3 protein-coding genes and 1 pseudogene are annotated in these 3,385 nt (G+C 25.3%); all 4 read right to left on the bottom strand.

Annotated features, from left to right (window positions below):
- Positions 1-88 precede the first annotated feature (88 nt).
- Positions 89-493: a hypothetical protein gene (locus tag CD147_RS10360; protein ID WP_103167354.1), complete on the bottom strand. Its 405-nt coding sequence runs from the start codon at positions 491-493 to the stop codon at positions 89-91.
- A gap of 85 nt (positions 494-578) precedes the next feature.
- On the bottom strand, positions 579-1,082 hold the full coding sequence (locus CD147_RS12130) for a hypothetical protein (RefSeq protein ID WP_167409732.1): 504 nt from the start codon (positions 1,080-1,082) through the stop codon (positions 579-581).
- 517 nt (positions 1,083-1,599) lie between these two features.
- Positions 1,600-3,027, bottom strand: a pseudogene (locus CD147_RS10350) (DNA primase family protein); the annotation flags it as partial.
- Positions 3,028-3,093: 66 nt separating this feature from the next.
- Positions 3,094-3,385 (bottom strand): primase alpha helix C-terminal domain-containing protein (locus tag CD147_RS10345; protein WP_206185154.1); only part of this gene is annotated, 292 nt, incomplete at its 5' end.

The raw sequence follows: 3,385 nt of genomic DNA, 5'->3' as shown, positions 1-3,385 counted from the left end.
GTATTATAATCTGTTGAAATTGATTTTTGCACGCTTTTTAAATAATTAATATTATCAACATAAACTGTATTATAAAATTCAATTTCTTTTAAAAATAACTCATCAGAAAAGTACATTTTATGAATGTTAAATAAGCTATTAAATCTTCCAAACGATCTTTTAAATCTGTTAATTTCTGCTCTAAATTAAAATATACTCTTTGCTGTTCACTTGTCTTATATAATTCTTTATCATTTCCTTCTAATATATTACTGACTTTTAAATCAAAATCTTTATATGAATTTACTTCTCTATACGTATCTATAAAAGACTGAAATACAAGATTAAACCTTTTATTAATTTCAACAAGTATAGGATACATCATTTCAGATTTATATTTCTCTCTATGAATAAATGTTTCACTAAAATACCTTACGATTTCTTTCAAAATATAAATTAACAAACCAATAGCAATTGTCCATAAAGCGTTATTAATAGATATTTCTCTATTCACTTAGCTACACCTCTAATAATTTATTTCTCTTTATATTGATTAGAGAGTTTTATCTTAATTGTTTTTATTTATTACCAATTATAATTTAATTAATCATTAATACTCTTAATAATGATGATACTATTTTTATATCAAAAACACACTGTAAAGATATTTGGTATATACCATTACCAGCATTTTTCTTTTGATTATATTTTACTGCTCTATATTTTGCATAGATACCATGTTTAAAATCGCCTATAAAGACATCGTGAGCATAAACATTCACTGCTACATTAACAACTTTAAATAATTTAGGTAAATCAATAGCTAGAATTCTTAAACCTAATTGAGATAATTCTTTTATTAAACTATTATAATGATGTGTATTCATCATTATTGAAACATTATGTCTAAAGAATTGCGATATATCTTTAATCGCTTTTCTTATTCTCTCATAAATTGATAAATATACATTTTTACTTTTTTCAAAATCTTTACGACTTTTTAGGCACCTTCCAATCTGGCTATTAATATATTTGATATTAATTAAATTAATAGGTATTGGTGAATTTTTAATAATATAATATGCTGTCTTTTTATAGTTCATGTTATCAACTCACTTAACTATTTAAATTTTCACCATATTAACAGTTCATTAACATCTCTATTCCTTTTAGTATCAACGATTTAACTCAACTACTGTTAATGAAATCTCTTTTTATTATCATTTCTTTAACCACCTTCAAAGCCCTTTAAATCAACGTTTCAATCGTATTGGTGTTAATGAATATACTTTTCGTTAACAGTTCATTAACACCTTCTATCCTTTTAATAACAACGATTTAACTTGAAAAGTGATAATGAGTTAACAAAAATTCAAACTACTATATATTTTTTAGTTACTCATTTTTATATTGTAAGTTTTTTTAATCATTAATTTCATTAACATTTTTGTCTTTAAAGCCTTCTATATCAAGGGTTTCAAGGTGTTAATGATTTTACTTTTTCATTAACACTAATTTATGTAAAAACCGCTTCAAGTACTTTAATATCAACACTTTAAGGGTGTTAATGAATAATTGAAGCGGTTTTAATTTCGTTTACATTTTCATTAACATAACATTCTAAACTACTTTAAAATTTTCATTAATATATGACTGCTTTAATTCTCCATGTGGTAATAAAGTAGGTTCAAAATAACCTATTTTATTCTGTAATTCTTTCACAGAATAATATCTAACTGATTTCTTTCTCCAATTCTTAGATAAATAACGTTCAAACACTTTAAAGAATTTTCTTTCTGATAATGGTTTGTAACCACTTTTATCACAAAATAATTTATATTTCTGATAAACTATCGAAACTGGAACTTTATCAATTTTCCAATTTTCAAACTCCACTATTTTAAAATCTAATACGGGATCATTATCCTGTTTAAATTGCTCTAGCATTTCTTTAGACACCTTAGGTATTAAGAAATTTTTAAAATCTAAATTAATAGCTTTGTGTAATACATATTCAAGAACTTTTTTATTTTTTAAGTAGTTATCTTTTATTTCAGTACGTTCTATATCACCATTAAAATTAGCATTAAATGGAACTATTAATAACCTTCTATTAGTACCACTTGTTTTGTTTTTAAAATGTGGCATTCCGTTTGTAGATTGAATTACTGTACATCTGTATATTGCTCTATATGGCTGTTTCTTTTTAGGGTTAACAAGCACAGCGTCCCCAGTTACCACACTATTAAAATTAGAACTATCTTCAATATTAATTCCAACTGGTACATCATCCCCGATAACGAGTGTTTTACCTTCCAATATACTCAATTTAAATTCATGATCAAATTCATTTGCTTTTAAACTTGCTACATTATCAAAACCTATTAAATTAGAAAGTAATGTTTGAAAAGTACCTTTACCATTATTACCTTCACCAACTAAAAAAATAGCTTTTTTACGTGTGTAGTTACCATTTAAACAATCGTTTATTACTTGCCATAAGAGTGTATATACTTCTACATCATGACAAGCAATCTCATCTAACCAACTATCAAAGTTCCAATTATCAATTGAATGTAATTCGGCATTTTCTACATAGTTAGTACAAATCTTCGAGGTAAATACATATTCTGGAGTAAATGGCTCTAACTTTTTATTTTTTTTATTAAATATGCCATTATTGACTGGTATTAAATTAGGCGTATTAGTTAATTTTTTTATTTTCGCTTTATTTCTAATGTGATATATAACATCATCAGCTTTATTACTATTAAGACATGGTTCAAGATAAGAAATAATACGCTTAATAATTGAAATATTTTGTGTATATATCCCTTTATTTTCTTGATACATAGCTAGTTTAGTATTTTCCTCATCATCAAATAATATAAAGTTTATAAATTTCATTAATATACAAGCACAATTATAAGGAGAGATGAAATTAGGCTTTTTTCCTTTACTACCGTTATTTTTCCATTCTTCTACTAAATGATTTCTTTGCTCAATACCGATATTTGTTAATCTGTTCTCAATGCTTTCTCTCTCTTGAAAAGATTTTATTTCTAAAATAATGTCATTACTAGGCTTAATATCAATCATATACCCCCCCTCCTCTCAACTGTTATAATGCATTTTCATAACAGATTTAAAAGTAGAATTAACAATTCTTTCTTTCATAGGTGGTTTACATGATTGGTTCCATAACAATGCAAAAGAATAAATTATGTTTTCGTCTACATGATGATTAAATAAATGACCTAGTAAACTTGTCAATGCGTTGTTTCTTTCACCGTCAGCAACACCATAAGCAATTTCCTTCCAATGTTCTGAACTACGTTTCATAGGTGTTTTAACTATAATAGATTTATTCTTTTCTACATATAGTTTTGATAATTTAATCAATTGC

The organism is Staphylococcus devriesei (assembly GCF_002902625.1).
GTDB classification, from domain to species: Bacteria; Bacillota; Bacilli; order Staphylococcales; family Staphylococcaceae; genus Staphylococcus; species Staphylococcus devriesei.
This window is presented reverse-complemented; position numbering and strand designations above follow the sequence as displayed.